The 20,496-nt window shown below is 64.9% G+C and carries 19 protein-coding genes; 10 read left to right on the forward strand and 9 right to left on the reverse strand.

Annotation, left to right across the window (positions count from 1 at the left end):
- The first annotated feature begins 44 nt into the window (after positions 1-44).
- Both AC1VNY_RS24570 and AC1VNY_RS24575 read left to right on the forward strand, forming a co-directional pair.
- A complete protein-coding gene (locus AC1VNY_RS24570) occupies positions 45-1,226 on the forward strand; it encodes an MFS transporter (RefSeq protein WP_482407101.1) in 1,182 nt (393 codons plus the stop codon).
- Positions 1,227-1,248: 22 nt separating this feature from the next.
- Positions 1,249-2,283 carry an aldo/keto reductase gene (locus AC1VNY_RS24575; RefSeq protein WP_482407102.1) on the forward strand — a complete coding sequence of 345 codons (1,035 nt, stop codon included), beginning with the start codon at positions 1,249-1,251 and terminating at the stop codon, positions 2,281-2,283.
- A gap of 19 nt (positions 2,284-2,302) precedes the next feature.
- On the opposite strand, the gene AC1VNY_RS24580 is transcribed toward AC1VNY_RS24575, so the two are convergent.
- On the reverse strand, positions 2,303-3,205 hold the full coding sequence (locus AC1VNY_RS24580; protein WP_038384568.1) for a helix-turn-helix transcriptional regulator: 903 nt from the start codon (positions 3,203-3,205) through the stop codon (positions 2,303-2,305).
- A 303-nt stretch (positions 3,206-3,508) separates the two neighbouring features.
- Between AC1VNY_RS24580 and AC1VNY_RS24585 the strand changes: the two genes are divergently transcribed.
- Positions 3,509-5,149, forward strand: a complete 1,641-nt coding sequence (locus tag AC1VNY_RS24585) for a flavin-containing monooxygenase (RefSeq protein WP_482407103.1) — start codon at positions 3,509-3,511, stop codon at positions 5,147-5,149.
- 40 nt (positions 5,150-5,189) lie between these two features.
- The gene (acmB, locus tag AC1VNY_RS24590; protein ID WP_482407104.1) at positions 5,190-6,383 is read left to right on the forward strand and encodes a methyl acetate hydrolase AcmB; all 1,194 of its coding nucleotides are present in this window, start codon (positions 5,190-5,192) and stop codon (positions 6,381-6,383) included.
- A 26-nt stretch (positions 6,384-6,409) separates the two neighbouring features.
- Here acmB and AC1VNY_RS24595 read toward each other — a convergent pair whose 3' ends face one another.
- Genes AC1VNY_RS24595 through AC1VNY_RS24605 form a run of 3 tightly spaced genes read right to left on the reverse strand, consistent with a single transcriptional unit; the run spans position 6,410 to position 9,391 of the window.
- A complete protein-coding gene (locus AC1VNY_RS24595; RefSeq protein WP_482407105.1) occupies positions 6,410-7,543 on the reverse strand; it encodes a threonine synthase in 1,134 nt (377 codons plus the stop codon).
- A gap of 13 nt (positions 7,544-7,556) precedes the next feature.
- Positions 7,557-8,213, reverse strand: a complete 657-nt coding sequence (locus tag AC1VNY_RS24600) for an HAD-IA family hydrolase (protein ID WP_482407106.1) — start codon at positions 8,211-8,213, stop codon at positions 7,557-7,559.
- Positions 8,214-8,230: 17 nt separating this feature from the next.
- Entirely contained in the window at positions 8,231-9,391 is a 1,161-nt protein-coding gene (locus AC1VNY_RS24605) for a DSD1 family PLP-dependent enzyme (RefSeq protein ID WP_482407107.1), read from the reverse strand.
- Between the two features lie 71 nt (positions 9,392-9,462).
- Between AC1VNY_RS24605 and AC1VNY_RS24610 the strand changes: the two genes are divergently transcribed.
- The gene (locus tag AC1VNY_RS24610) at positions 9,463-10,386 is read left to right on the forward strand and encodes a LysR substrate-binding domain-containing protein (RefSeq protein ID WP_482407108.1); all 924 of its coding nucleotides are present in this window, start codon (positions 9,463-9,465) and stop codon (positions 10,384-10,386) included.
- A gap of 16 nt (positions 10,387-10,402) precedes the next feature.
- Here AC1VNY_RS24610 and AC1VNY_RS24615 read toward each other — a convergent pair whose 3' ends face one another.
- The gene (locus tag AC1VNY_RS24615; RefSeq protein WP_482407109.1) at positions 10,403-12,448 is read right to left on the reverse strand and encodes an acetoacetate--CoA ligase; all 2,046 of its coding nucleotides are present in this window, start codon (positions 12,446-12,448) and stop codon (positions 10,403-10,405) included.
- Between the two features lie 182 nt (positions 12,449-12,630).
- Between AC1VNY_RS24615 and AC1VNY_RS24620 the strand changes: the two genes are divergently transcribed.
- Both AC1VNY_RS24620 and AC1VNY_RS24625 read left to right on the forward strand, forming a co-directional pair.
- Entirely contained in the window at positions 12,631-13,632 is a 1,002-nt protein-coding gene (locus tag AC1VNY_RS24620; protein ID WP_482407110.1) for a glycoside hydrolase family 3 N-terminal domain-containing protein, read from the forward strand.
- Between the two features lie 95 nt (positions 13,633-13,727).
- On the forward strand, positions 13,728-13,910 hold the full coding sequence (locus tag AC1VNY_RS24625) for a hypothetical protein (protein ID WP_225163741.1): 183 nt from the start codon (positions 13,728-13,730) through the stop codon (positions 13,908-13,910).
- Between the two features lie 96 nt (positions 13,911-14,006).
- Here the strand turns inward: AC1VNY_RS24625 and AC1VNY_RS24630 are convergent, their stop codons facing one another.
- Positions 14,007-14,402, reverse strand: a complete 396-nt coding sequence (locus tag AC1VNY_RS24630) for a hypothetical protein (protein ID WP_482407111.1) — start codon at positions 14,400-14,402, stop codon at positions 14,007-14,009.
- A gap of 612 nt (positions 14,403-15,014) precedes the next feature.
- Between AC1VNY_RS24630 and AC1VNY_RS24635 the strand changes: the two genes are divergently transcribed.
- The gene (locus tag AC1VNY_RS24635) at positions 15,015-15,617 is read left to right on the forward strand and encodes a helix-turn-helix domain-containing protein (protein WP_482407112.1); all 603 of its coding nucleotides are present in this window, start codon (positions 15,015-15,017) and stop codon (positions 15,615-15,617) included.
- A gap of 119 nt (positions 15,618-15,736) precedes the next feature.
- Here AC1VNY_RS24635 and AC1VNY_RS24640 read toward each other — a convergent pair whose 3' ends face one another.
- The 3 genes from AC1VNY_RS24640 to AC1VNY_RS24650 all read right to left on the reverse strand — a co-directional run bounded on the left by AC1VNY_RS24640 (position 15,737) and on the right by AC1VNY_RS24650 (position 17,761).
- The gene (locus AC1VNY_RS24640; protein ID WP_028343817.1) at positions 15,737-15,985 is read right to left on the reverse strand and encodes a hypothetical protein; all 249 of its coding nucleotides are present in this window, start codon (positions 15,983-15,985) and stop codon (positions 15,737-15,739) included.
- A 155-nt stretch (positions 15,986-16,140) separates the two neighbouring features.
- Complete coding sequence (locus AC1VNY_RS24645; RefSeq protein ID WP_028343818.1) at positions 16,141-16,860, reverse strand: Crp/Fnr family transcriptional regulator; 720 nt, start codon at positions 16,858-16,860, stop codon at positions 16,141-16,143.
- A gap of 190 nt (positions 16,861-17,050) precedes the next feature.
- Positions 17,051-17,761 carry a Crp/Fnr family transcriptional regulator gene (locus AC1VNY_RS24650; RefSeq protein ID WP_482407113.1) on the reverse strand — a complete coding sequence of 237 codons (711 nt, stop codon included), beginning with the start codon at positions 17,759-17,761 and terminating at the stop codon, positions 17,051-17,053.
- A 550-nt stretch (positions 17,762-18,311) separates the two neighbouring features.
- Between AC1VNY_RS24650 and AC1VNY_RS24655 the strand changes: the two genes are divergently transcribed.
- On the forward strand, positions 18,312-19,835 hold the full coding sequence (locus AC1VNY_RS24655) for a flagellin N-terminal helical domain-containing protein (protein ID WP_028336362.1): 1,524 nt from the start codon (positions 18,312-18,314) through the stop codon (positions 19,833-19,835).
- A 390-nt stretch (positions 19,836-20,225) separates the two neighbouring features.
- On the forward strand, positions 20,226-20,496 hold a 271-nt coding region (locus tag AC1VNY_RS24660), incomplete at its 3' end, for an Hpt domain-containing protein (RefSeq protein ID WP_482407114.1).

Consider the following 20,496-nt stretch of genomic DNA (forward strand, 5'->3'; position numbering starts at 1 on the left):
GACCGCTATCTCGCTTTGCGGAATCCTTTTGTCCGGAGCGACACATGCCTGCTGCAGTTCTTGCCTTGACCGCCGGTGCCTTTGGCATCGGCACCACCGAATTCCTCATCATGGGACTGCTGCTGCAGGTCGCCGCCGACATGCAGGTATCCGTATCCGCGGCGGGCCTGCTGATCTCCGGCTATGCGCTCGGCGTATTCGTCGGCGCGCCGATCCTGACGCTGGCAACGCGGCGGATGCCGCGCAAGGCGGTCTTGCTGGCGCTGATGGCGATCTTCACGCTCGGCAATGCGGCGTGTGCGCTGGCACCGAGCTACGCGCTTTTGATGGCGGCGCGTATTCTCACCTCGCTGGCGCACGGCACCTTCTTCGGCGTTGGCTCCGTGGTGGCGACAAGCCTCGTACCGGAAGACAAACGCGCGTCGGCAATCGCCACGATGTTCATCGGCCTCACGGTCGCGACCCTGCTCGGCGTTCCCTTCGGCGCCTGGTTCGGCCTGATGCTCGGCTGGCGCGCGGCGTTCTGGGCGGTGGCGGCGATCGGCGTGATCGCATTCATTGTGCTGGTGGTGCTGGTCCCCGGCCATGTCGGAGCCAACGACAAGCCTGCGCCGCTGCGCGAGGAGCTCGCCGTGCTCGGCCGCCCGCAGGTCCTGCTTGGGCTCGCCATGACGGTGTTCGGCTTCGGCGGGCTGTTCGCGGTCTTCACCTATGTGCAGCCGATCCTGACGCGGCTCACCGGCTTCTCCGACGCCGCGGTGTCGCCGATCCTGCTGGTGTTCGGCGCCGGCCTTGCGATCGGCAACGTCGCGGGCGGACGGCTTGCCGACAAGGGACTTGCGCGGGCGCTGCTCGTATCGCTCGGTGGCCTCGCCGCCGTGCTCGTCGCGCTGACGGCGGTCATCTCGATCAAGGCATTGGCGGTCGTGCTGCTGTTCATTCTCGGCATCGCCGCGTTCGCGACCGTCGCGCCGCTGCAGCTCCGCGTGCTCGAAGCCGCGGGCGTCGAAGGGCGGACGCTGGCCTCCAGCTTGAACATCGCGGCCTTCAATCTCGGCAACGCGCTCGGCGCCTGGGCCGGCGGCGTCACCATCGATCGCGGCCTCGGCCTCGGCGCGCTGCCGCTGGTGGCTGCCGTTATCACTGCAATCGGCCTGTTGCTTGCGCTGTGGAGCCTGCGCCTCGATCGGCCGATCGCGCTCGCCGCGCAGTGCCCGGCGGAATGAATCGGATCAGGGGAGTATGACCATGGAATACCGCAATCTCGGTGCATCCGGCCTGAAAGTCCCGGTGCTCAGCTTCGGCACCGGCACGTTCGGCGGCCAGGGGCCGTTGTTTTCGGCCTGGGGCCGCAGCGACGCCAGCGAGGCGCGACGGTTGATCGACATCTGCCTCGATGCCGGCGTCAATTTGTTCGACACCGCCGATGTCTATTCGAACGGCGCGTCGGAGGAGATCCTCGGCGCCGCGATCAAGGGCCGCCGCGACAAGGTGTTGATCTCGACCAAGACCGGCCTGCCGATGGGCGACGGCCCGCACGATGCCGGCACGTCGCGATATCGCCTCGTCGCCGCGGTCGACGCCGCGCTGCGCCGGCTCAACACCGACTATATCGACCTGCTGCAGCTTCATGCTTTCGATACCTTCACGCCGGTCGATGAAGTGCTGTCGACGCTCGACGCGCTCGTGCGCGCCGGCAAGCTGCGCTATGTCGGCGCCTCGAATTTCTCCGGCTGGCATCTGATGAAATCGCTCGGTGTCGCCGAGCGGCATGGCTGGCCGCGCTATGTGGCGCATCAGGTCTATTATTCGCTGGTCGGCCGCGACTATGAGTCCGAGCTGATGCCGCTCGCGCTCGACCAGGGCGTCGGCGCGCTGGTCTGGAGCCCGCTCGGCTGGGGCCGCCTCACCGGCAAGATCAGGCGCGGGCAGCCATTGCCGAAGACCAGCCGCCTGCACGAGACCGCGCAGTTCGGGCCGGCGGTCGACGACGAGAAGCTTTACGCGATCGTCGACGCGCTGGACGCGATAGCCACAGAGACCGGCCGCAGCGTGCCGCAGGTGGCGATTGCTTGGCTGCTGACGCGGCCGAGCGTTTCGTCCGTGATCATCGGTGCACGTGTTGAGGTGCAACTGCGCGACAATCTCGGCGCGGTCGGGTGGTCGCTCTCGCCGGACCAGATCGCGCGTCTCGACCGTGCGAGCGCGGTGATGCCGGCCTATCCGTACTACCCCTACCGAATCCAGGAGGGCTTCGCGCGCCTCAATCCGCCGCCGGTGTGAGTCCGTCGCAGACCCGGTCTCACGCCTGGACGGTGTGCTCGCAGACCTGCCGGCGGTATTCCGCCGGCGTGACGTTCATGTGCTGCCGGAACACGCGATTGAGGTGGCTTTGATCGGCGAAGCCGGCGAGCAACGCGATCTCCTTCAGCGCGACGCGGTCCTTGCGCAGATGCTGGCACGCATGCTCGACCTTGCGTCGCAGGACATAGGCATGCGGCCGCATGCCGTAATGCACGCGGAATTTGCGGGCGAACTGCACCGGCGTGCAATTGCAGATGTTCGCCAATTCCTCCAGCGTGATGTTCCGGAAGATGTTCTGCTCGATATAGTCCTCGATCAGCCGGGCATGCGCCGGGCGGAAGCGTCCTTGCGCGCAGGGCATCTTGAACTCGATCGCCGCATATTTCCGCAGGATGTGCACGCTCGCCTGCAGCGCCAGCGCATCATAGCAGAGGCGTCCGCCCGGACCTCCCGAGGCAACCTCCTGAACCATCTGGTCGTTGATCCAGGTCAGCATCGGATCTTCGGCCTTGAGCAGATCGTGCAGCTCGATCGCCTCGGCGTCGCGGTCGAAGGCATCGCTCGCCGTCTTCATCATGAGGGCGGGGGAGATATAGAAGTGTGTGACCTCGATGTCGTTCTTCCAGTGCCAGCTTGATGGCTCTGCGCGGGTCAGGAGTGACGTGACGCCGCGACCGACGTGATCCTGCTTCCATGCGCCGGTGACACGGCGGTTCATCGACGTCGTGCCGTCGCGATAGAGCACGAGGAGGAAGTTCTCCGATGGCGGGACCCAGATGTCGGACGGCGCATAGCGGAAGATGCGCAGCCGGAAATCGTTCCTCCCGACTGAGGCGCTATCCAGCTTCAGCTCGCCGGGAGCGTAGCGCGGCAGCTCCTCGACCGTGATCAACTGGCCCATCGCGCGAGCCTCCTCCCTGGGATTCGTGGCGCGGTTGACCGCTTGTTCTTGGCCGGACGGCTGACCGCAGAATAGGCCGCTTTCGCCATTTGCCAAGGAGACCAATGGCCGGTCGGGCAATTGAACGGCGGCGTTCCAGAGATTGTCGGTTTCGTCCAAGCCGCGCGGCCGAACGGCCCGTAGCCTGCTCTGCGTTTCGGCGACAGCGCGAGCGGTCGAGACCCAAATTGACGCAACGCACCATCATCCGGCGACACTGCGGGTGGGAAGGTGCGTGCGAGAAGCCAGGCACAGGAGGAAATCATGACCGAGACCGTCACAAGGTCGAATGGAAGCAATGGTGCGCATGCAACGACCAAGCTCGACGCCGTGGTCGTCGGCGCCGGCGTCGCCGGTCTCTATCAATTGTTCCGCCTGCGTGAGCAGGGACTGAGTGTGAAGGCAATCGACGCCGGGTCTGGCGTCGGCGGCACCTGGTACTGGAACCGCTATCCCGGGGCGCGCTTCGATTCCGAAGGCCACACCTATCAGTACCTGTTCTCCGAGGAGCTCTACAAAGGATGGAGCTGGAGCGAGCGCTTCCCGGGCCAGCCGGAAATCGAGCGCTGGCTGAACTACGTCGCCGACCGCCTCGACCTCAGGAAGGACATTCAGTTCGGCACCACGGTGAAGAGCGCGCATTTCAATGAGGCGACGCAACGCTGGCTGGTCGCGACCGACCAGGGCGACGTGATCGATACCCAGTTCCTCGTCACCTGCTGCGGCATGCTCTCGGCCCCGCACGTGTCCTTCCCGGGACAGGAGACGTTCAAGGGCAAGCTGTTCCACACCGCGCGCTGGCCCAAGGGGCCGATCGAGCTCGCCGGCAAACGCGTCGGCGTGGTCGGCAACGGCGCGACCGGAATCCAGGTGATCCAGTCGATCGCCGGCGAGGTCGGCCATCTCAAGGTGTTCATCCGCACCCCGCAATACATCATCCCGATGAAGAACCCGAAATGGGATGCGTCGGATGCCGAGGCCTACAAGTCGAAGTTCAAGTTCCTCACCGAGCGTCTGCCGAAGACGTTCACCGGCTTCGAATTCGACTTCGAGCACGCCTGGGCCGACCTGACGCCACAGCAGCGCCGCCAGGTGATCGAGGACTGCTGGAACGACGGATCCCTGAAGCTGTGGGTCTCGTCCTTCGCCGAACTGTTTTTCGACGAAGCCGTCAACGCCGAGATCACCGAATTCGTGCGCGAGAAGATGCGCGAGCGGATCAAGGACCCCAAGCTGTGCGAACAGCTGATTCCCGCCGATTACGGCTTTGGCACGCACCGGGTGCCGCTGGAGAGCAATTTCCTCGAGGCCTTCCACCGGTCCAATGTCGAGATCGTCAGCGTCAAGAACAATCCGATCGCCCGTATCACGCCTGAGGGCATCCAGACCGCCGACGGTACGGTGCACGAGTTTGACGTCATCATCCTGGCGACTGGCTTCGACGCCGGAACGGGAGCGTTGACGCGCATCGACATCCGCGGCCGCGACGGGCGATCGCTGAAGGACGATTGGGGAAGGGACATCCGCACCACGATGGGCCTGCAGGTCCATGGCTATCCGAACCTGTTCACGACGGCGGTGCCGCTCGCGCCCTCGGCCGCACTTTGCAACATGACCACCTGCCTCCAGCAGCAAGTGGAGTGGATTGCCGATTGCATCAGATATCTGCGCGGCAAGAACCTGAACGTCATCGAGCCGACCAGGGATACCGAGGATCAGTGGGTGGCGCATCACGACGAGACCGCCAACGCAACGCTGATCGCGAAGACCAACTCCTGGTACCTGGGCTCCAATGTCGAGGGCAAGCCGCGCCGGGTGCTGTCCTATTGCGGCGGCGTCGGCACCTATCGCCAGAAATGCGACGAGGTCGCCGCCAGCGGCTATCGCGGCTTCGCCACGCAGTAGGGCTACGCGGGTCAACATCACAAAACACAGGAGGAAGACAATGAGCACGAATTTCGGTGCAGCCGCGGATGCAATCCTTGACGGCGTCGTGACTTCAAACCCGCGCGTTCCCGGCGTCGTTGCGATGGTGACCGACCGCCATCGCAACATCTATGAAGGTGCCGCCGGCAAGCGCCGGCTCGACCAGCCCGCGGATATGACGACCGACAGCGTGTTCGCGATCTTTTCGACCACCAAGGCGATCACCGGGACGGCCGTCCTGCAGCTCGTCGAGGAAGGCAAGCTCGATCTCGACGCGCCCGCCAGGACCTACGCGCCCGACATCGGCAAGCTCCAGGTGATCGAGGGTTTTGACGACAAAGGCGAGCCGCGGCTGCGTCCGCCGAAGCGCGACATCACCACCCGCATGCTGATGGTCCATTCCGCGGGTCTGAGCTACGACTTCATCAATCACACCTATAACCGGCTGGCGCAGGAGAAGGGGCAACCCAGCGTCATCACGGCGTCCAAGGCTTCGCTGATGACACCGCTGCTGTTCGATCCGGGCGAGCGCTGGGAATACGGCACCAACATGGATTGGTGCGGCCAGATCGTCGAGGCCATCACCGGCAGGCGGCTCGGGGAAGTCTTCAAGACACGTATCTTCGAACCGCTCGGGATCATGGACACGACGTTCGAGCTCACCGACGCGATGCGCCGCAAGCTCGCCGGCATCCACGCCCGCAATGCCGACGGCTCGCTCACGCCGATGGATTTCGAATTGCCGGCCAAGCCCGAGATCCACATGGGTGGCCACGGGCTCTACGGCACCATCGGCGACTACATGCGCTTCATCCGCATGTGGCTGAACGACGGCGCCGGCGAGCACGGGCGTGTCCTCAAGGCGGAGACCGTGCGGATGGCGGAGAAGAACCATCTCGGCAACAACAAGGTCACCGCGATCACCGGCGTGATCACCGCGCTCGCCAACGACGCCGAGTTCTTCCCCGGTCAGTCGAAATCCTGGGCGCTGAGCTTCATGATCAATGACGAGCAGGCTCCGACCGGCCGCCCCGCCGGCGCGCTCGGCTGGGCTGGTCTCGCCAATTTGTTCTACTGGATCGATCGGCAGAACGGTTTTGGCGGATACTGGGCGACGCAGATCCTGCCGTTTGGCGATCCGACGTCCTTTATCGGCTACATCAATTTCGAGACGGCATTCTACGAATCCCTGAGGCTGCGCAAGGCGGGATAGAGCGTGCCAATCGGAGCGAGCTAAAGCTAGCTCGCTCCGAGCAGCTCGGTGATCAGCCCCGCCGCCTTGATCCCGGTGCCGCTGATGATGACGACGGTGCGCTCCGCCGGCTGGATCGCGCCGCGCGCCTTCAGAACGTCGAGCGCGGCGGCGGCCGAAGCGGAGGTCGGCTCGACGAACAGGCCGGTCTGCGCCAATCGCTTCAACGCGGCGACGATGCCGTCTTCGGGAATTGCCACCGTGCCGCCGCCGCTCTCCTTCAGCGCCGCGATCATCTGCTTCAGCCGCAGCGGGTGCTTGATCGCGGTGCCCTCGGCGATGGTCTTGCGGACCGCGCGCTCGACCGGCGTGTCGACGCCGGCGCCGAAGCTGGCATCGACCGGCGAGCAGTTGAGCGGCTGCGCCGCGAACAGGCGCGGCAGCCGCGTGATCTGCCCGGCCGCCAAGAGCTCCTTGAAGCCGATATAGCAGCCGAGCAGGCTGCTGCCGGCGCCGACCGGCATGATGACATTGTCGGGCGCGGCGAAGCCGAAATCTTCCCAGATCTCGTAGGCCAGCGACTTGGTGCCCTGCAGGAAGAACGGCTGCCAGTTGTGGCTGGAGTAGAAGATCTGCTTCGACTGGCGGATCGCTTCCGCCTCGGATTCCTCGCGCGGGCCTTCGACCAGCTGCACCTCGGCGCCGAAGGCGTGCATCTGCGCCACCTTCATCGGCGACGTCGTCGCCGGCGCAAGGATCCTGACCCGCATGCCGCCCGCCGCGCCATAGGCTGAAACCGACGCGCCGCCATTGCCGGAAGAGTCCTCCAGCACCGCATCGACGCCGAGCTGGCGCAGGAACGACAGCATCACCGTGGTGCCGCGATCCTTGAAGCTTGCGGTCGGATTGAACCATTCGAGCTTGAAATGCGGCCGCAGCTCATCCCACACCTTCTCGACGGCAGGCGTGCAGCCTTCGCCCATCGTGATCGGCTGCCTGATTTCGACCGGCAGCGCCGCGCGATAGCGCCACAGCGATCGCGTCGCGCGATCGATCTCGTCGCGGGAGATGCCAGGCAGCGGTGTTATCAGGAGCGGCTTGCCTTCGTCGGAGCACCAGCGCGGGATATCCAGCGGATAGAGTTTTCCGTCGAGCGGGTCGATGTAGCTGGGTGAAGGCATCGCTATTCAGTCCTCAAGGCACGGTCCGGCCGGACACATCGCGACCGAGCACGAAAGCCGGCAAGGTCGCAAGGTTGTCACGAACCATGATCGGGGCGGGCACCCCTTCCGGCGGGTTCATTGCGGCCCGATTATGCCACCAAGTCGGCAGGTGCACACGTGCCGTGCCGAACAGATCATAGGCCGATCCTGCAACGAACAGGCATCGATTGGCCGGGACCGGCAGTTCGTCGAGCGCGAGCCGATAGGGCTCTGGCTGCGGCTTGTAATAGCCGGCGCGCTCGGCCGTCAGGAACACGGTGAGGGGAACGCCGAGGCGATCGGCGGCGATGCGGCCGAGCCGCTCCGAGCAGTTCGTCACGACGCCGAGCGCGACGCCGGCACCGTGCAGCGTTTGCAGGACATCGCGAACCTCGGGCCAGGGATCGAGCTCCGCATAGCGTGCGCCGAGCTCTGCGGCGCGTTCGAACGGCAGCCCGACGTTGCGCGCGGCCTCGCCCACCAGGTCTTCATAGGGCCGGTAGCGCCCGGTGGCGTAGGTGTTCTTGAGATACTCGGCCCGCCAACGCAGCCCGGCTTCGTCGGAGCCCGCGACCTTGTTCCAGAGTGTCCAGCTGTCGAGCAGCGCCGTTAGCAGATCGAACAGAACGGCGTCATAGGCTCGGGTCATGGGCTGCGCTCCGCCTCCTACCATCCGCGAAACCGCTCCCATTGCCGGACCGCGCCGGAGCCGGCGGCGACTACATGATAGCGGTCGTGTTGGGCCCCGGTCGCGCAGGCATGGTTCGGCAGGATCCGCACCTTGGCGCCGACCGGCAGCGTCACCTGCGGCGCCGTGCTGCCGGGACGGAGCGCGATGATGCCGTGCTCCTGATTGGTCTCGGTCACGATCAGGTCGCGATACGGCCGCCCATCGATGTCGCAGACGATGCCGTAGCCCTGGTCGACCGGCTGCTTCGCGGTACCGCGATCGCGCGACAGCGCCATCCAGCCGGCGTCGATGAAGGTCCAGCCGCGGTCGGCGCGATGGCCGATCACCGTCGCGAGCACCGACAGCGCGATGTCCTCGACCGCGCAGACCTCGATCCCGGCCATCACAAGGTCGAACATCACGAAGACGCCGGCGCGCACCTCGGTGACACCATCGAGCCGGCGCGCGAAATGCGCTGTCGGCGTCGAGCCGACGCTGACCACGGGGCAGGGCAGTCCGGCCGCGCGCAGCGATTCGGCGCAGGCGACCGCCGCGGCGCGCTCCTGCTCGGCGGCCTGCTCGAGCGCCGCCACGCTGCGGCAGGAATAGGATTCGCCGGCATGCGCCATGACGCCGCGCAGTTCAGCGCCGCCTTGATGCAGCGCGCGGCCGATCTCGACCAGCAGCGGGGCGTGCGCGCCGACGCCGGCGCGATGGCCGTCGCAGTCGATCTCGATCAGCACGGGAATGCGGTCGTTCGAGATGCGGGCCATCGCGATGACGGCGGCGGCCTGCTCGAGACTGTCGAGCACCACGGACAGGTCTACGCCCCGCCGCCGCAGCGCCGCGATGCGATCGAGCTTCTGCGGCGCGATGCCGACGGCATAGAGGATGTCTTTCACGCCTGCCGCGGCAAACATTTCGGCTTCTTGCAGCGTGGAGACCGCGGCCGGACCAGCCGGACTGTCCATCACGGCGCGCGCCGCCGGAATGGATTTCGCGGTCTTCAGATGCGGGCGGAGCGGCACGCCGAGCCGCGACAGCCGCGTCTTCAGGCGGGCGATGTTGTGCAGCATCCGGTCTTCGTCGAGCACGAGGCAGGGCGTCTCGATCCCGGCGAGCAGATGCGGTGCGTTCGAGGCAAGGGGCGATGACATGCGGCAAGACTAGCCGTTTCCATGCTAAGCACAATTTACCGAATGTCATTCCTATATTAAGCCTGAACTTAATGCTCTCGACCGACGATATCCGCTTTTTCCTGGCGATCGCTGCGGCACGGTCGCTCGCGGCCGCGGCGCGGGCGCTCGACGTCACGCCATCGGCAGTGTCGCAGCGGCTGCAGAGCCTCGAGCAGCGTTTGGGTGTTCAACTGGTCAGCCGCTCGGCCCGGCGGTTGACGCTGACGGACGAAGGCGAACTCCTGATGCAGCGCGGGGGCGCGCTGCTCGACGAGGCCATGGAGTTGACGGAGGCGCTGCGGGCGCGTCGCGGAACCATCGCCGGGCATCTGAAGATTCTCGCGCCGCTCGGCTTTGGGCGCCGCTACATCGCGCCGGTCGTTGCCAGCTTCCGATCCCGCCATCCCGACGTGTCGGTCGAGCTCGAGCTGTCCGATCGGCCGGGGCGTGCGGCTGCCGGCGCGTGGGACGTCATGATCCATATCGGTGCGCTGCAGGATTCCACGCTTCGCTTGCTGCGCCTTGCGCCCAATGAACGCCTGCTCTGCGCCTCGCCGGCCTATCTGAAGCGCCGTGGAACGCCGGCGAGCCCGCAGCAGCTGCGCGGACATGATTGCATCGCACTGCGCGAGAACGAGGAGGACGTGACGCTGTGGCGGTTCTCCCGCAGGCGTGGCGCGGCGGAGTTTGATGTCGTCAGGATCGAGCCGATGCTGTCGAGCAATGACGGCGAGGTCGTGAAGGCCTGGGCGCTCATGGATCACGGCCTGATCGTGAGATCGGAGTGGGATGTCGCCGAGGATCTCGCCTCTGGCCGGCTGGTGCGGGTTCTACCGAACTTCCGCCTGCCGCCGGCCGACATCGTCGCGCTCCTCAATCCGGGCCGCGGCGGGCGGGCGCGGCGCACGCAGGCTTTCGTGGAGCATTTGCGCGCCGCCCTCGCGCCGCCGCCATGGCGCAGCAGGCCGCGCTGACCAGCGGCGCGATCGCTTACGCCGCGCCGGCCTGCTTGCTCAGATAGCTCTTTGCAAAATCGAGATACCAGTCGAGGCAGCCGGGATTGGCCATCGCATCGCGATTGATGACCTTCTCGACGGGATGGCCGAGCAGCAGCTTCTTGACCGGCAGCTCCTGCTTCTTGCCGGACAGCGTGCGCGGAATCTCCGCCACGACGAAGATGTCGTTGGGCAGGAAGCGGCGCGACAGTCCGGCCTCGACCGCCTTGTTGAGTTTGGCCTTCATCGCGGCATCGAGCGCGATGCCCTCGCGCAGCACCACGAACAGCGGCATGTAGCTGTCACGGCCGAGATATTCGAGGTCGACGACCATCGAATCCAGCACCTCCGGCAGCGCCTCGATCGCGGAATAGAGCTCGCTGGTGCCCATCCGCAAGCCATGGCGGTTGATGGTGGCGTCGCTGCGGCCATAGATCACGCAGGAGCCGTCGGGGTTGATCTTGAGCCAGTCGCCATGCCGCCACACCGGGCCGCCGCCGGAGCCGTCGAAATTGTCGGGATAGGTCTCGAAATAACTGGAAAGGTAGCGCGCGTTGCCGGGATCGTTCCAGAACCGCAGCGGCATCGAGGGCAGCGGCTCGGTGCAGACGAGCTCGCCAACCTCGTCGATCACGGCGCGGCCCTGCTCGTCGAACGCTTCCACCGCGCAGCCGAGCAGGCGGCATTGCATGATGCCCGGCGTCTGCGGCAATTCGCGATTGCCGCCGATGAAGGCGCCGGCGAAGTCGGTGCCGCCGGAAATATTGGCCCACCACATATCGGCCTGCGCGGCGTTGCCGTTCTGCTTCGCAAGCGCGGCGAAGCGCTCGTTGAACCAGGCTTGGGTGTCGGCGCTGAGCGGCGAGCCGGTCGAGCCGAGCGTGCGCAGGCCTGAGAGATCGCCGACGGCCGCGAGATCGATCTCGGCCTTGGTGCAATTGGCAAAGAATGCCGCCCCTGCGCCGAAGAAAGTGGCCTTGGCGTCGGCGACGAAGCGCCACAGCGTGGTCCAGTCCGGCCTGTCCTTGGTGCCGCCGGGACTGCCGTCGAAAATGCAGCAGGTCGTGCCATTGAGCAGGCCGTTGGCCTGGCAGTTCCACATGATCCAGCCGGTCGAAGAGTACCAGTGAAAGCGTTCGCCGAACGAGTTTTGCTGATAGCTGCAGCCGATGTCGTTGTGCAGCGTCGAGAGCGGCAGCGCAACGACGATGATGCCGCCATGGCTGTGCAGGATCGGCTTCGGCAATCCGGTGGTGCCCGAGGAATAGACGATCCAGAGCGGATGATCGAACGGCAGCCATTCCGGCTCGAAGGCGTCGATCTCCGCGCTCTGGCCCGAGAGGATCGATGACAATCGCGTCTCGGACGGCGCGGCGTCGCTGTGCAGGATGACATGCTGCACGGTCGGCAGCGCGCGCCGCAATTCCTCGATCACACCTTGCCGGTCGTGGCGCCGGCCGGCATAGGTCACGGCGTCGCAGGCGATCAGCACCTTCGGCTCGATCTGCTTGAAGCGATCGATCACCGCGGGCGCCGCCATGTCGGGCGCACAGACGCTCCAGACTGCGCCGAGGCTCGCGGTCGCGAGCAACGCGATGATCGTCTCGGGAATGTTCGGCAAGTAGGCGGCGACCCGGTCGCCGGCGCGCACGCCGTTGGCCTTTAGATGCAGCGCCAGCGCTGCCGATTTGCGCTGCAGTTCGGGCCAGCTCGTCTCGGACAGCTTGCCGTCCTCGCCGCTCGAGATCAGGGCCGGCAGTCCTGCGGCATGCGCCGGCGCGACATGGCGGAAGACCTGGCGCGCGTAGTTCACCGAAGCGCCGGGAAACCACACCGCGCCCGGCATCTTGCGCTCGGCCAGCACCGCCGAATGCGGCGTCGGCGAGCGCAGGTCGAAATAATCCCACACGCTCTGCCAGAAAGCGTCGATATCAGTGACCGACCAGCGCCGCAGCGCCTCGAAATCCGCAAACTCAAGGCCGCGCGTCTGCTTCAGCCATTGGCGGTAAAGGGCCATTTGCGGGACGTAAGCTGCTGTCATGGGCGTTTCCGAAAGTCCTTGTGTCGTGGCAGGCGATCGAGGCCCGCCGGCGTGTCTTAACATAGTGATGCAAGCACGGGGAACGCAGTCGAACCGCTGCCTGCGTCATATTCTTACCGCTGCCGCGGCGTGCTATTCCCTCGGCCGCGGCTGATTCCATGCGGCAACCGAATCGAGCGGCCATGTCCATCGGCGAACTTTTCATCCTCGGCTTCTACGGCAAGGTCATTCCGCCCTGGCTGAAGGAATTTGCCGCGCAATTCGGGCTCGGCGGGGTGATCCTCTTCGACTATTCCTGCCAGACCCGGCAGTACGACAACAACATCGCCTCGCCCGCGCAGGTGCAGTCGCTCTGCGCCGAGATCGCGGCGCTGCCGTCGCGGCCGCTGGTCTTCATCGACCAGGAGGGCGGCCTGGTGCGCCGGCTCAAGGACACCTGCGGTTTTCAGCCACTGCCGAGCGCGAAGGAGTTCAATCTGCTCGCGCACGCGGAAAAGCAGACGGTGCTGGCCGCAAGCTACGGCGAGTTGCGCCGGCTCGGCATCCGCTACAATTTCGCGCCTGTCATCGACGTCGACTACAATTCCGACAATCCCAACATCGGCAGGATCAAGCGGTCCTATTCGCGCGATATCGGTGAGGTCGAGGCCAATGCCCGGCTGGTCGACGCTGCGGCGCGGCAGGCGGGAGTAGGCCTCTGCCTGAAGCATTTTCCGGGCATCGGCGGGGCAAGCGTCGATTCGCACCTGGAGTTCATGGACATTTCCGATGCGCTGCGTCCCGAGCAGGAGGAGCTGTTCTACGCGCTGGCGCCGCGCACCTATGGCGATGCGGTACTGGTCAGCCACGCCATTGTCCGCCAGTGGGACGCGCTACATCCGATGACACTGTCATCGGCCGGGCTCGGCCGGCTTCGCCGTCGCCTGCCCGAGACGCTGCTGATCACCGACGACATGCAGATGCTGGGGCTGCAAAAGGCGCTCGGCACAAGCGCGGCCAGTCTGCAGTCGATCGCCGCCGGCATGGACATGATCTGCATCGGCAACAATCTTTTCGACCAGGAGCAGGAGATGGCCGGCATCGCCGCGGCGGTCGCGGGTGCGGTGCAAGACGGGGCGCTGGATCGCGCCGCGGTTCAGCGCTCCATTGCGCGGGTGCGAAAGCGCAAGGCGCTGCTTGCCTGACGGATTGAACGAAATTCCACGCCGAGCGACCACAAGAGGTGGAACCAAATTTCATTGCCGCGATTTAACAATGACGCTCATCGGGGCTGACAACCATGAAGATGCTCAAGCGTCTCTTCCGATTGACCTGGCTACGTCGGGCCGCACGCAAACCAGCCGATTTTCCGCCTGCCTCCATCGATCCTGACGAATTCAGCCGCCTGCTTTGCAGCGGGCGCGCCGAGGATTTGCGGACACTGGCAAAGAGATTGAGCCAGCGCTCGCGGGCCCACGCATAGACGGTGGATCGGATCTCATCACGCGGCCGGTTCTCGGCTGAACCGGCAGGTCCGACGCGCGGCCGTGACTCCCGGCGCCGGTCTCGATGCGATCAGCTACTGCTTTGCTTTTTCATGATTGCCGATCCCGACCGCCTTGTAGTCGTAGGTCGGGTAGAACTCGGTGTGGTAGGCGCCCCAGGCACTGTTCTCGATGATGCGGTTGACCTCGCGTAGCCGCGATGCCGGCAGCCGCAGCGTCACCACCTGGCCGATCCCCATCATCACGTACCAGCTGACGACCTCGACACCCTCGGGCGGAAACGCCTTGTAGAAGCCCTGCCGCTCAAGCTGGGCATTGAGCTCACCGAGCGGTCGTGACTGATCATGCTTGAAGAAGATGGTGAGCATGACCGCGTTGTCGGGCGTCGGCGTTGCATCGCCGGTCGGCGCGGTCTGGGCCTGCGCGCCTGCACCAAGCAGCAGTGCCGCGGCGAGCGCCGCAATCGTCATCCAGGATATCCAGGATCCGTTCCGCCCTCGCTTCATGGCCGCGCCCTTATTGCTGATCGAGAGGCGGCGATCATCGCGACGCCTGTCGGGGCTGTAAATTGACATTCGCCTGATCCGATGCCTGCCCAATGTGCACCCGATGCTGCTCGGTTGATGTGAACCGTCTCATAGGTGCGCGCGCCCGCGTGCGGTATGCCGAGGTCATCCCGATGCCGAGAGGGATGATCGATGACGACCCGGCGAATGGCGTATTGGTGGTTCAGGTTCGTTCTTTCGGGCCGGTTCCTGCAGAAATTCCTTCGGCTCCGGCGCCCCTGAGGCGATGCCGGGCGACGAATTCCGGCCTTTTTCAATCTGGAACCAGGGGCCGGAAACGGCTGGCCGAACTGTTCAAGGTCGATGCCAGGCGGAGAATCCCGCCGATGGCCTCCTCGCCCACCCGTCCCGTAAGAATACTGTAATTCGACTCAAATATGCGGGATTCGTTGCCAAATCAGCGGTAATCTGCGTCTGCTTGGCAGGTCGGGGCCCGAGGTCACAGTTGCGTCACCCGTAGTTTTACGGAGTCCCGTGTTAACGCGGCCACAAGTTCACCTTTGGTAAACCATACTTATGACGCAACATGACAATCGAGCCGAGGCGCGCCTTCCGGCATGGATGGGTGGAACCGCGACGCTTGAGCCGCAGCCGCTTGAGACTCAGGGAGCCGCAGTGCCGCGGCCGCAGGCCGACGCCGGTGCCGCGATCGTCCGGCAGTTCAATGGGCCGGTGACGGCGCTGCTGCTCTATATGAATGAGCTCAAACAGCACAGTCAGCAATTCGCGCACGCGCCCGGCAATGGCGTCTATCTGCGGCAGGTGATCGAGAACGCGCTCGAGCAGACCGAGCGCGTGTCCGCGATGCTGAAGCAGATTTCCGACCTCTATCCCAATGCCGTCCCGGCAACCGATCTCAAGCCACCGGGCGACGACAAGCCGGCAGGCTGCCGGTCGCCGGATGTCATGTTCGCGCCGGAAGCCGGCCGCAAGCCGTTGACCAAGCGCGAGCGTGAAGTGCTCAGCCTGATCAGCGACGGCTATTCCAACAAGCAGGGCGCGCTGCGGATGAACATCAGCCCGCGCACGTTCGAGAGCCATCGCGCCGAGGCCATGCGCAAGCTCGGCGCGCGCAACACCGCCGATCTCGTCCGCAAGGCCTTGTTGCATTCCGCCTAGCGCGTTTTCAAGCGAAGTGGTTCGCGTCAAGAAGACGCGTCAAAACTGAAATCCGGAGCCCCGTTCCGATTCCATCGGAATGGAGCTCTGAGCGTGTTCGGTTCGTTAGAGCCCTGTTCTCAGAAATCGTCTTCCGCAGCGAAGCACAGGCGCGGCGCGAGCCGCGCGGCCGGCGCGGCGGCCTTCGGTTCATCCGGAACGATCGTGACCACCCATGCCGCCGTCGCGCCAGACTTGCTTTCGACGATCGCGCGCACGCGTCCGGTGACGGTCGCGCCGGCCGACCGTACGGTGGCGGGCCGGCCGTTGAACTGGGCCATGCGGAAGCGCCGGGCTTCCTTCCGGTCGGTCGTCTGGTACGTGAACATCGGCTCCCCCGTGCGTCCACGCAACTGTGGTGATGCAGCGTTATCCGACGGTGAAAATCGCACGCCGTAGAAGTACGGCTTGCACGGCGGTCAGAGCGCTTTTGAGCGAAGCGGGTGCCGGGTCGCGTGACGACAACGCGGCAGGATAACGAACTCTAGCGGCCGACTTCCTGACAATTCAGCAGTCCCGCATATTGCGCCTTGACCGCGGCGTAGCATTCGCATGCGGTCCTGATCAGCCCATCCGCGTTGGTGATCTCGATGTGTCCACGGCTGTAGTGGATGAAATTGGCCTGTTGCAAGGTATGCGCGACCAGCGACACGCTGTTGCGGCGCGCGCCGATCATCTGCGCCATCGCCTCCTGCGTCAGGACGATCTTGTTGCTGCCGGAGAGATCGCGCGTGTGCAGCAGGCATCGCGCCAGCCGTGACTCCACGGTGTGCGCGGCGTTGCAGCCGGCCGTCTGCTGGATCTGGGCATAGACGGCGAGCCCATGCCGGATCAATCTCGCGCGAAGCGTCGGGCTCTGGCCGGCAGCCGCGCGTAACGGCTCGAGTTCCACGGTCGAGGCGACGCCGGGCACCAGCACCGTGGCGTTGTTCAGGACAGGCCCTTCGACCAGCGGGGCGAATGCGCCATAGATGCTGTCGCGGCCGACCATCGCGACCTGCACGCGCTCGCCTTTTGCGAGCCTGACCACCAGCGAGATCACGCCCTTGTGCGGCATGTATGTCCGCTTGAGCATCTCGTCGGTCTCGACCAGGACCGAATTGGCCGCGAGGTCGACCGTCCGCAGATGCGGCCGAATCAACTCGAAATCGCTTGCCGAGAGCGACGCCAGAAATCCGTTGGGTGATCGAGGAACCGTTTCCAAAGCAACCTCCAGCCTTCCGGCAAAGCTTGTCTCTGGGCCCCAGGGCTGACGTGCGGCTGGACGTCCTTGCAACCTATTCTGGCACGTCAGGGTTCCAATGGAAACATGTCTTGGTTCCAATAGGAATAGACCTATCGCCGCACGTCCGCGTTGTCTGGCCGGTCACAGTTGGGGCAGGGTGGTGCGCCGGTCAGTCTTCCGGCCCGATCAATTGTTCGGCGTGCGCCTTGACCGTCGTGTAACATTCACACGCCGCCTTCCGCAGGGCGTCGATATCGGTGATCTCGATATGACCGCGGCTGTAACGCAGGATGCCGGCCTGCTGAAACCCATGTGCGACAATCGAAACCGCGTTGCGCCGGACGCCGATCATCTGCGCCAGCATCTCCTGGGTTAGCGGCAACGCCTCGCTGCCGCACAAATCGCGCGCGCGCAGCAGCCATCGTGACAGCCGTGCCTCCACCGGATGGGAAACATTGCAGGCGACGGATTGTTGCGTCTGCGCCATCAGCGCCTGCTCATAGAGCGCAACCAGGGTCCGGAAATCCGCGCTGCGATCTACTGCCTCGCGGAAATCCTCCGCCCGCACCATCGAGGCCGAGCCCGGCACCACGACAATCGCGTCGGCAAGCAGCGGCCGCTCGTACAGGGCGGCAGACGCGCCCACGGCGCCGTCACGACCGATGGTTGCAATTTCGACAGATTGCCCGTCGGACAGATTGATCATCATCGAGACCACGCCGCCATGCGGAAAATAAACCCGCTGCACCGGCGCGCCGGCATCGGCGAGCGCCGTTTCCCTGGTCAGGTCGACGGTTTCGAGAAGGGGATGAAGTTGCGCGTACTCCGTGGAGGGAAGTGCTTGCAACAGACGATTGGGCGGGCGCGATACCGCGGACATTGGTGCTCCTGCCGAGGGCGGGAGCACTACGGTCTCGCATCACCTACTCTTGGCGTGTGGAATGATTGCGAACATAGCTTGCCTGTCCAATTGCACAAGGGTTGTGGTGTTGAAACTATACCCTCTAGAGGGCAGACGACGTGGCCGCCGCCGGCACCGGTGATCGACGTCGTATAGCGCGGCGCGCGATACGAGCGCGACTTTGTCTCTCATTTATTGATTTCCATTAACTCTGTTCCTCGCCGGACTTTGCATCGTGGTGGCTTGCAACGCCGGCTATCGACGGGCCGGGGCGGCCGCGCCGGGATGTCGCAAGTCCTGCACATGCGCAGGAAATTCGCGGCCATGACGTCGGTCCGGCGCCGAACGCGCGCTGCCGCGGTCAGCCATCGCGCCGGCCGCCCGTCGAATCACCGGCAAGGCTATTCTGGGTATTTGTACGGACCAGCCCTTTAACGAACGGGTAGCGCGGACGGACCAGTGTGGCGTGGGTCGCCGTGCGAAATTTACGGCGTCGCGTCAATCGTGTTTATCCAGAAGGGTATCCAGTATGTCCGGCATCGTTCTTTCGGCATCGGTCCGTCAAAATCTGCTTTCGCTGCAGTCGACCGCTGACCTGCTCGCCACCACGCAGAACCGCTTGTCCACCGGCAAGAAGGTCAACACTGCTCTCGACAATCCGACCAACTTCTTCACGGCGCAGTCGCTCGACAACCGTGCCAGCGACATCAACAACCTGCTGGACGGCATCGGCAACGGCGTGCAGGTGCTGCAGGCCGCCAACACCGGCATCACCTCGCTGCAGAAGCTTGTCGACAGCGCCAAGTCGGTCGCCAACCAGGCCCTGCAGGCCGCGGTCGGCTATTCCGCGAAGTCGTCGGTGACGACCGCTGCGATCCCCGGCGCCACCGCTGACAACCTGCTCGGCACCGCGACCCCGACCAACGCAACCCTCACCAGCACCGCCGCCTATACCGGCATCGACCTCACCGCGGCCGGCGCGAACCTGACGTTCCAGATCAACAGCCAGACTGTGACCTTGAACTCGGGCACGAACTACTCCGCCACCCAGGTTCGCGACGCCATCAACACGCAGGTCGGCGCCAGCGCCAAGGTCGCCGCCTCGATCGACGGCACCGGCAAGCTGGTCCTGACCAGCACCAACACCGCCGGCGCGGCGGACTCGCTCACGGTCGGTACGTTCAGCTCGGGCGACGCGACGCAGCTCGGCCTCCCGGCCGGTGCGACCGCGACCGCAAACGGCACGGCCGGCGCGAGCCCGCTGGACACGCTCACGCTGACCATCGGCGCGACCGGCAACGGCACTGCGACCAACATCACCTTCGGCACCGGTGCCGGCAAGGTGAAGTCCCTCAACGACCTGAACGCCGCACTCGCGGCCAACAACCTGCAGGCCTCGCTCAGCGCGGCCGGTGCGCTCACCATCAGCACCACCAACGATGCTGCTTCGGCGACCATCGGCACGATTGGTGGCACGGCGGCCGGCGCCGGCAAGCTGTTCAACGGCCTCACGGGCAGCGCTCCGGTGCAGGACCCAACTGCGCTGGCGAACCGCGCCAACCTGGTCAACCAGTACAACAACATCCTGGACCAGATCACCACGACCGCCCAGGACGCGTCGTACAACGGCATCAACCTGCTCAACGGCGATCAGCTCAAGCTGACCTTCAACGAGACGGGCTCCTCGACGCTGAAGATCCAGGGCGTGACCTTCGACGCCACCGGCCTCAACCTCACCAAGCTGACCGCCGGCACGGACTTCGTGGACAACGCTTCGGCCAACGCCACGCTGAAGACGCTGAACAGCGCGAGCGGCCTGCTGCGCACCCAGGCTTCGACCCTCGGTTCGAACCTGTCGATCGTGCAGATCCGCCAGGACTTCTCGAAGAACCTGATCAACGTGCTGCAGACCGGCTCGTCCAACCTGACGCTGGCCGACACCAACGAGGAAGCGGCCAACAGCCAGGCGCTGTCGACCCGTCAGTCGATCGCAGTGTCCGCGCTGGCGCTGGCCAACCAGTCGCAGCAGAGCGTTCTGCAGCTGCTCCGCTAAGCGTAGCCGCGACAGACATCGACTATCGAGGCGGCGGAGGAAACTCCGCCGCCTTTTGCTTTGGTTGTGCTTAACCATCCTGCCGGCTTCAACCAAAGGGCGATCGCGTTCTGATCCAGGCGGTCGAGATGTCGCGAACGTTTCGCATGACTTAGCGGTCCTCAACTCCAATTAGTTCAAATTGCGATGAGCGATGGAACGGCCTCTTTCCCGTCCGGGTGGTAAGGACCTGTCCTTGTGAGACTGGCCGTGATGTCGTGATGCGTCGTCGAACTGCTGAGGGGCTTCATCGTCCGTATTTGCACGGACGGCAAAATTAACGTCGCCGTGAAGCCGGCCAAGTTATCGGTGCAAGGCGAGCGTTCCGTAGCACCTTGAGGGGACCTATCCATGGACGATCTGTTGCGCGAGTTCCTGACGGAGAGCAGCGAGAGCCTGGATACGGTCGACAACCAGCTGGTGCAGTTCGAGCAGGATCCGAACAACGCGAAGATCCTGGATAATATTTTCCGCCTGGTGCACACCATCAAGGGCACCTGCGGCTTCCTCGGGCTGCCGCGGCTCGAGGCGCTGGCGCATGCCGGCGAGACCTTGATGGGCAAATTCCGCGACGGCATGCCGGTGAAGGCGGAAGCCGTGACGCTGATCCTGTCCTCGATCG

The organism is Bradyrhizobium ferriligni (assembly GCF_056837965.1).

Bases quoted from the DNA above. Each gene is read 5' to 3' on its own strand.
- AC1VNY_RS24570 (WP_482407101.1), top strand. From the start codon at position 45: ATGCCTGCTGCAGTTCTTGCCTTGACCGCCGGTGCCTTTGGCATCGGC.
- AC1VNY_RS24575 (WP_482407102.1), top strand. From the start codon at position 1,249: ATGGAATACCGCAATCTCGGTGCATCCGGCCTGAAAGTCCCGGTGCTC.
- AC1VNY_RS24580 (WP_038384568.1), bottom strand. From the start codon at position 3,205: ATGGGCCAGTTGATCACGGTCGAGGAGCTGCCGCGCTACGCTCCCGGC.
- AC1VNY_RS24585 (WP_482407103.1), top strand. From the start codon at position 3,509: ATGACCGAGACCGTCACAAGGTCGAATGGAAGCAATGGTGCGCATGCA.
- acmB (WP_482407104.1), top strand. From the start codon at position 5,190: ATGAGCACGAATTTCGGTGCAGCCGCGGATGCAATCCTTGACGGCGTC.
- AC1VNY_RS24595 (WP_482407105.1), bottom strand. From the start codon at position 7,543: ATGCCTTCACCCAGCTACATCGACCCGCTCGACGGAAAACTCTATCCG.
- AC1VNY_RS24600 (WP_482407106.1), bottom strand. From the start codon at position 8,213: ATGACCCGAGCCTATGACGCCGTTCTGTTCGATCTGCTAACGGCGCTG.
- AC1VNY_RS24605 (WP_482407107.1), bottom strand. From the start codon at position 9,391: ATGTCATCGCCCCTTGCCTCGAACGCACCGCATCTGCTCGCCGGGATC.
- AC1VNY_RS24610 (WP_482407108.1), top strand. From the start codon at position 9,463: ATGCTCTCGACCGACGATATCCGCTTTTTCCTGGCGATCGCTGCGGCA.
- AC1VNY_RS24615 (WP_482407109.1), bottom strand. From the start codon at position 12,448: ATGACAGCAGCTTACGTCCCGCAAATGGCCCTTTACCGCCAATGGCTG.
- AC1VNY_RS24620 (WP_482407110.1), top strand. From the start codon at position 12,631: ATGTCCATCGGCGAACTTTTCATCCTCGGCTTCTACGGCAAGGTCATT.
- AC1VNY_RS24625 (WP_225163741.1), top strand. From the start codon at position 13,728: ATGAAGATGCTCAAGCGTCTCTTCCGATTGACCTGGCTACGTCGGGCC.
- AC1VNY_RS24630 (WP_482407111.1), bottom strand. From the start codon at position 14,402: ATGACGATTGCGGCGCTCGCCGCGGCACTGCTGCTTGGTGCAGGCGCG.
- AC1VNY_RS24635 (WP_482407112.1), top strand. From the start codon at position 15,015: ATGACGCAACATGACAATCGAGCCGAGGCGCGCCTTCCGGCATGGATG.
- AC1VNY_RS24640 (WP_028343817.1), bottom strand. From the start codon at position 15,985: ATGTTCACGTACCAGACGACCGACCGGAAGGAAGCCCGGCGCTTCCGC.
- AC1VNY_RS24650 (WP_482407113.1), bottom strand. From the start codon at position 17,761: ATGTCCGCGGTATCGCGCCCGCCCAATCGTCTGTTGCAAGCACTTCCC.
- AC1VNY_RS24655 (WP_028336362.1), top strand. From the start codon at position 18,312: ATGTCCGGCATCGTTCTTTCGGCATCGGTCCGTCAAAATCTGCTTTCG.